At 69.1% G+C, this 6648-nt stretch carries 7 protein-coding genes and 1 pseudogene; all 8 read left to right on the top strand.

What is annotated here, in order from left to right:
• Window positions 1-557 (top strand): flagellar motor switch protein FliN (fliN, locus tag VAE46_RS04920; RefSeq protein WP_322795804.1); only part of this gene is annotated, 557 nt, incomplete at its 5' end.
• Window positions 554-1135, top strand: a complete 582-nt coding sequence (locus VAE46_RS04915; protein WP_322795803.1) for a flagellar biosynthetic protein FliO — start codon at window positions 554-556, stop codon at window positions 1133-1135. The genes fliN and VAE46_RS04915, both read left to right, overlap by 4 nt.
• A 143-nt stretch (window positions 1136-1278) precedes the next feature.
• Window positions 1279-2061 carry a flagellar type III secretion system pore protein FliP gene (fliP, locus tag VAE46_RS04910; RefSeq protein ID WP_322795802.1) on the top strand — a complete coding sequence of 261 codons (783 nt, stop codon included), beginning with the start codon at window positions 1279-1281 and terminating at the stop codon, window positions 2059-2061.
• Window positions 2062-2071: 10 nt separating this feature from the next.
• Window positions 2072-2341 (top strand): flagellar biosynthesis protein FliQ, encoded by a 270-nt coding sequence (gene fliQ / locus VAE46_RS04905; protein WP_322795801.1) that lies wholly within the window; start codon window positions 2072-2074, stop codon window positions 2339-2341.
• A gap of 4 nt (window positions 2342-2345) precedes the next feature.
• A complete protein-coding gene (locus VAE46_RS04900; protein WP_322795800.1) occupies window positions 2346-3128 on the top strand; it encodes a flagellar biosynthetic protein FliR in 783 nt (260 codons plus the stop codon).
• Window positions 3128-4210, top strand: a complete 1083-nt coding sequence (gene flhB / locus VAE46_RS04895) for a flagellar biosynthesis protein FlhB (RefSeq protein WP_322795799.1) — start codon at window positions 3128-3130, stop codon at window positions 4208-4210. The genes VAE46_RS04900 and flhB overlap by 1 nt, the downstream gene beginning before the upstream one ends.
• On the top strand, window positions 4207-6318 hold the full coding sequence (flhA, locus tag VAE46_RS04890; RefSeq protein WP_322795798.1) for a flagellar biosynthesis protein FlhA: 2112 nt from the start codon (window positions 4207-4209) through the stop codon (window positions 6316-6318). Before flhB ends, flhA begins: the two co-directional genes overlap by 4 nt.
• Window positions 6293-6648: pseudogene (locus VAE46_RS04885) on the top strand (hypothetical protein); the annotation flags it as partial. The gene flhA and the pseudogene VAE46_RS04885, both read left to right, overlap by 26 nt.

Raw genomic sequence — 6648 nt, 5'->3', positions numbered from 1 at the left:
CCTTCCTCCTGCCCGGCACCTTCCTCGATATTGTCGCCGGCGCTCTTGCCGGCGCCTTCGAAGAGCCCGCAGCTGCAACCGCCGAGCCCCCGCTCATCACTCAAGAAGACCTCGAAGCTGCCGAACTCCTCGATGTGGAGCTCAACGAACCCCCGCCGCCCGTGACGCCCCCGCCCGGGACATCCCGGCCGGCTTCGGCCGCTGGCCTCCCCCCGAAGCAGACCGAGCCCATCGCAGCCCAGCGCGCCCGCTTCACCCCGCTCCCGGACCCGGCCCCCTCGACCCACACCAGCGGCATCGAGCTCCTCGCTGGCCTCCAGATGAACGTCACGGTCGAGCTCGGCCGCACCGAGCTCACCGTCGCCGAAGTCCTCGCCCTCGGCCCCGGTTCGGTCATCGAACTCGACCGCATCGCCGGCGAACCGGTCGACATCCTCGTCAATGATCGCCTCATCGCCCGCGGCGAAGTGGTCGTCGTCGATGAAAACTTCGGCGTCCGCGTGGTCGAAGTGATCCGACGCGGCCAGGAAGTCGAAGAGCCCGAGACCGTCGCATGAACGACCCGGCCGCCCGCCGGCGCATCACCTGGCTGGTCGTGATCGGCGGCTGCCTGCTCCTCGCCGTCCTCGTCATCTCCTTCGCCGCGCCCGACCCTTCGCCTGCCAGCCCCACCCTCGTCCCGGGCGATGCTGCCCCGGCCGAACCGGCGTCCTCCGGCTTTAGCCTCGGTCCCGGCGCCCTCGCCTCCCTCGCCTGGCGCCTGGCCCTCGTCGTCATCGTCATCGCCGGCTCCATCATTGGGCTCCGCTGGTGGGCCCGGCGCATGGCCGCCCCGCGCAGCACCACCGGCTTCCTCCGCGTGGTCGATACCCTCCCGATCGCCAACGGCCGAACCATCCACCTCCTCGCCCTCGGCGACCGCGTCATCGCCATCGGAGCCACCGCCCAGCAGATCACCACGCTCAACGAGCTCACGCCCGAGGAAGCCGCCCGCGTCCTTGCCGAGGCCGAACGCGCCTCCCCGGCGCCGCTCGGGGAGTTCGCCGCACAGCTCCTCGAATCGCTCCGCCGCCACCAGACGCCTGCGGCCACGCCCCCCGCCGACCCCATCATCGGCGCCGAACCCCGGCGTTAGCGGCCGCGGGGTCCCACCGCCCCAATACAGGCATCCCACCCCCTGCTCCTCAGGGTTCTCCCGCCCGGGCGGCGGGATTCTCCGGATACTGAGCCCCTCCATCCCGCCGATACGCTGGTGCCAGCTCGTCCGCGGGAGTCCACGTGTCGCACCGCCCATACTGCCGCCGCACCCGGGTTCTCGCCACAGCGACCCTGCTCGCCCTGGCGCTCCTGCTCTTCGCCGGCTGCGTCGCCCAGCCGGCCGGCGCCCAGCCCGCCCCCCCGCAGGACCCCGCCCTCGCCGCCCAGGACCCCCGCAACGTCTCCGCTGCCATCCAGCTGCTCGTCCTCATCACCGTCCTCTCCCTCGCCCCCGCCATCCTCGTGATGGTTACCTCCTTCACCCGCATCATCGTCGTCCTCTCCCTCGTCCGGAACGCCATCGGCATCCCCCAGCTGCCGCCCAACCAGGTGCTCATCGGCCTCGCCCTCTTCCTCACCGCGTTCGTGATGGCCCCCGCCGTCAAGACCATCAACGACGAGGCGATCCAGCCCTACCTCGCCGGCACTATCACCCAGGAAGAAGCCTTCCGCCGCGGCGAAGCCCCCCTCCGCGAGTTCATGCTCAAGCAGACCCGCGAGCAGGACCTCGCCCTCTTCCTCAAGCTCTCCGGCAGCCCGAAGCCCGAAACCGCCGACGACATCCCCACCTACGTCCTCGTCCCCGCCTTCACCATCTCCGAGCTCAAGACGGCCTTCCAGATGGGCTTCGTCATGTTCATCCCCTTCCTCATCATCGACCTCGTCATCTCCTCCGCCCTCCTCTCGATGGGCATGATGATGCTCCCGCCCGTCATCGTCTCCCTGCCCTTCAAGATCCTCCTCTTCGTCCTCGTCGATGGCTGGTACCTCATCGTCGGCTCCCTCGTCGGGAGCTTCGCGTAGGAGTGCTCACGTGAACGAAGGCGTCATCCTCGGCCTCATGCGCGAAGCCCTTACGGTCGCCACCCTCGTGGGCGCACCGCTCTTGCTCACCACGCTCACCGTCGGGATGGTTGTTTCCATCATTCAGGCCGCCACCCAGGTCAACGAAGCCACGCTGACCTTCGTCCCCAAGCTCGTCGGCGTCTTCGTCGTCCTCCTCCTCTTCGGCCCCTGGATGATGGCCACCCTCCTCGATTTCTCGGCCGGCCTCTTCGCCAACATGGCCAGCTACGGTCGCTGAACCCATGGCGCTCGACCTGTCCTCCGCGACGACCTACACCTTCCTCCTCCTGCTCATCCGCGCCAGCGCCATGCTCGTCGCCTCGCCGCTCCTCAGCCACCGCGGCATCCCGGCGACCACGAAGGTTGGCCTGGCCGTCTTCCTGGCGCTCGTGCTCACGCCCATCGCCTCGGCCCAGGTGCCCCCGGCCCTGCCCGTCACCATGGGCCGCCTCGTCGAAGCGGTCCTCCGCGAGGCCCTCTTCGGACTCGCCCTCGGCCTCGCCATGAACCTCGTCGTCATCGGCCTCCAGATGGCCGCCCGGATCATTGGCCTGCAGGTCGGCTTCGGCCTCGGCGCCGTCTTCGACCCCATCACCGGCACCGAATTCGGCGCCTTCGAGCAGTTCTATTCCGTCCTCGTCACGCTCGTCTTCTTTGCCATCAACGGCCACCACCTCGTGATCCAGGCTCTCGCCGAGACCCTCCGCGCCGTCCCGCCCGGCACCTTCGACCCCTTCACCATCCAGCCCTCCGGCATCACCTCCCTCATCGCCGGGCTCACAGTGACCGCCGTCCGGCTCGCCATGCCGGTCATGGCCGCCCTCGTCCTCACCGATGTCGGCATGGGCATCGTCTCCCGCACCGTCCCGCAGATGCAGATCCTCATCGTCGGCGCCCCGGTGAAGATCGGCGTCGGCATCCTCGTCCTCGGCGCCGCGCTCCCGCTGACCATGCAGCTCATGCACTCGGTGCTTGGCGCCGGGCTGGCCGGCTCGAGCCAGGTGCTCCTCGGGGGTACCCGCTAATGGCCGGCGAACGCACCGAAGCGCCAACTCCAAAGCGCATCCGCGATGCCCGCCAGAAGGGCGATGTCGCCCGCAGCGATGAAGTCGTCTCCATCGGCGTCCTTCTCCTCGCCATCCTCGCCCTGCGGGCGCTCGGCCCGCGCCTCTGGGACAGCCTCGAAGCCATCCTTGCCGAAGGGCTCGGCCAGCCTGTCCCGGCGCTCACCCCGGAATCCGCCCAGGAGCTTGGGCGCCACTACGCCGGCGCCACCCTGCTCGCCCTCCTCCCGCTCCTGGCCCTGATCGCCGTCGCCGCCATCGCCCTCAACATCGTCCAGACCGGTCCGCTGCTCAGCGGCAATCGCATCCGGCCCCAGTTCAACCGCCTCAACCCGGGCTCCGGCTTCAAGCGGATCTTCTCGGCCGAAGGACTCTTCCGCCTCGCGAAGTCGCTCTTCAAGTTCGTCATCGTCGCAGCGGTGGTCTACCTCACCATGCGCGGCCAGTTCGACGCGATCGCCACGCTCACCACCCTCTCCGTCGGCGATGCCACCGCCCGCCTAGCTCGCCTCGGCTTCGATATCGCGCTGCGCGCCGCCGGCGCCCTCTTCCTCCTCGCCCTCCTCGATTTCGCCTGGCAGCGCCGCCAGTACCTCAAGCGCCTCCGCATGACGAAGCAAGAACTCCGCCAGGAGCTCAAAGAGACCGACGGCGACCCGCAAATCAAGGCCGCCATTCGCCGCCGCCGGCAACAGCTGATGAACCGCATGATCGCCGCCGTCCGGACCGCCGACGTCGTCGTGACCAACCCCACCCACTACGCCGTCGCCCTCAAGTACGACGCCGTCACCATGCCCGCCCCCATCGTCGTCGCCAAGGGGCAGGACCACCTTGCCCTCCGTATCCGCGAGGTCGCCCGCCAGGCCGGCGTCCCCGTCTTCGAAGAGCCGCCGCTCGCCCGCGCCCTCCACGCCAGCGTGCCCATCGGCCACTACATCCCGGCCAGCCTCTTCCACGCCGTCGCCGAGGTCCTCGCCTGGGTCTACGCCCTGCGCGCCCGCACCGGCCGCCGCCCTACCACCTCCCCGGGAGCCCGTGAATGACCGCAGCTGCCCCCGCCCGCCCCGCCTCCTCCCTCGGCCGCGTCCTCGGCCAGACCGACGTCCTCCTCGCCGTCGGCATCATCACCATCGTCGGGATGATGATTATCCCCCTCCCGACCCCGCTCGTTGACCTTCTCCTCACCCTCAACCTCGCCGCCTCGATCGTCATCCTCCTCGTCGCCATCTACACCGAAGAGCCGCTGAAGTTCTCGGTCTTCCCCTCCCTCCTCCTCATCACCACCCTCTTCCGCCTCGCCCTCAACGTTTCAACCTCCCGCCTCATCCTTCTCCACGCAGATGCCGGCGAGGTCGTCCATTCCTTCGGCAGCTTCGTCGTCGGGGGCAACCTCGTCGTCGGGCTCGTGGTCTTCCTCATCCTCGTGGTCATCCAGTTCGTGGTCATCACCAACGGCGCCGGGCGCGTCGCCGAAGTCGCCGCCCGCTTCACGCTCGATGCCCTCCCAGGCAAGCAGATGGCTATCGATGCCGACCTCAACGCCGGCCTCATCGACGAAGCCCAGGCCCGCCAGCGCCGCAGGGAAATCGCCCGCGAAGCCGACTTCTACGGCGCCATGGACGGCGCCTCAAAATTCGTCAAAGGCGATGCCATCGCCGGCATCGTCATCATCCTGGTCAACATCATCGGCGGCCTCTCGATCGGCATCCTCCAGCAGGGCACCGGCCCCGCCGAAGCCCTCAACCTCTACGCCCGCCTCACCGTCGGCGATGGCCTCGTCTCCCAGCTCCCAGCCCTCCTCATCTCAACGGCTACCGGCATCATCGTCACCCGCGCCGCCGGCGAAACCAACCTCGGCCACGAAGTCTTCAGCCAGGTCACCGTCCAGTCCCGCCCCCTCTACATCGCCGCGGCCATGCTCGCCGTCTTCTCCATGATGCCCGGCCTCCCGCGCCTCCCCTTCCTCGTCATCGCGGCGGCCACGGGCGCCGGCGGCTACCTCATCGACCGCTCCCGCAAGCAGGCCGAACTCGCCGACCTCATGCAGAAGCCTGAGCCGATGCCCGAACCCGAACAGCTCGGGCCTCAGCAGGTCATCCAGATGATGACCATCGACCCGCTCGAAATCGAAGTGGGTTACGGCCTCATCCCCATCGTCGATGAGCAGGCGGGCGGCGGCCTCCTGCGGCGCATCACGATGATCCGCCGCCAGCTCGCGCTCGAACTCGGCATCGTCCTCCCAACCGTCCGGGTTCGCGATAACCTCCAGCTCGCGCCCAACGCCTACGTGGTCAAGCTGCGCGGCGTCGAAATCGCCCGGGGCACCCTCCAGCCCGGCCACTACCTCGCCATGGACCCCGGCACCGCCGAAGGCGAAATCCCCGGCATCGAAACGCTCGAACCCGCCTTCGGCCTGCCAGCCCGCTGGATCACCCCCGCCTACCGCGAGCGCGCCGAGCTCCTCGGCTACACCGTCGTCGATGCCGAATCCGTCCTCGCCACCCACCTCACCGAGCTCGTCCGCCGCTTCGCCCCCGACCTTCTCTCCCGCCAGGACACCCAAAACCTGCTGGAAAACCTCCGCAAGGAGTACCCCGCCCTCGTCGACGACCTCATCCCCACCACGCTTACCGTCGGCGAAGTCCAGGAGGTCCTCCAAAACCTCCTCGCCGAACGCGTCTCCATCCGCGACCTCGTCACCATCTGCGAAGCCCTCGCCACCCAGGGCCGCATCACCCGCGATATCGACCTCCTCACCGAATACGCCCGCGCCGCCCTCGCCCGCCAGATCACGCGCCAGTACAGCGATGAATCCGGCACCATCCGCGTCATCACCGTGGGCCCCCGCACCGAGGACGAAATCGCCGCCGCCATCCAGCAAACCGACCGCGGCGCCCAGGTCGCCATGCCGCCCTGGCAGGTCCAGCGTCTCGTCGGCGTTATCGCGGCCGAGGTCGAGCGCGTCGCCGCCGCCGGCCGCGACCCCATCATCCTCTGCTCCTCCCGCATCCGCCTCGCCCTCCGGCGCCTGCTCGAACGCCGCCTGCCCAACATCGTCGTCCTCTCTTACGCCGAAATCACCCCCCAGGCCCACATCGAGGCCATCGGCAACATCGAGGTGACCAGTGGAAACGAAGCGCTACATCGGTAACGACACCACCCGCATCTTCGTCCGCATCCGCCGCGAACTCGGCCCCGATGCCGTCATCCTCTCCACCCGCACCCTCCAGCGCCAGGGCGCCAGCCCCCTGGTCGAAATCATCGCCGCCCCGCCCGAGGTCCAGCCCGCCGAGACGCTCCCGCTCGGCCTCCAGCAGGTGCTCATCGAAGAGGCCCTCGCCCGCGTCGAAACGGGCCGCGGCGTCACCGTCGGCGACCTCGAAGACCTCGCGGCCAGCACCGCCAACCTTCAACCTCCCACCTCCAACCTTCAACCTTCAACCTCCCAGCTCCAACCTCCCAGCTTCGACGACGCCCCGCC

The sequence above is a fragment of the Tepidiforma sp. genome (genome assembly GCF_034433535.1).
Lineage (GTDB): Bacteria > Chloroflexota > Dehalococcoidia > Tepidiformales > Tepidiformaceae > Tepidiforma.
Note: the sequence above shows the minus strand (reverse complement) of the source record. Positions and strands in the feature narration are given on the sequence as shown.

What these genes read in the sequence shown, in the direction of transcription:
- flhB (WP_322795799.1), top strand. Translation starts at nt 3,128, where the DNA reads ATGGCCGGCGAACGCACCGAAGCGCCAACTCCAAAGCGCATCCGCGAT.
- VAE46_RS04900 (WP_322795800.1), top strand. Translation starts at nt 2,346, where the DNA reads ATGGCGCTCGACCTGTCCTCCGCGACGACCTACACCTTCCTCCTCCTG.
- flhA (WP_322795798.1), top strand. Translation starts at nt 4,207, where the DNA reads ATGACCGCAGCTGCCCCCGCCCGCCCCGCCTCCTCCCTCGGCCGCGTC.
- VAE46_RS04915 (WP_322795803.1), top strand. Translation starts at nt 554, where the DNA reads ATGAACGACCCGGCCGCCCGCCGGCGCATCACCTGGCTGGTCGTGATC.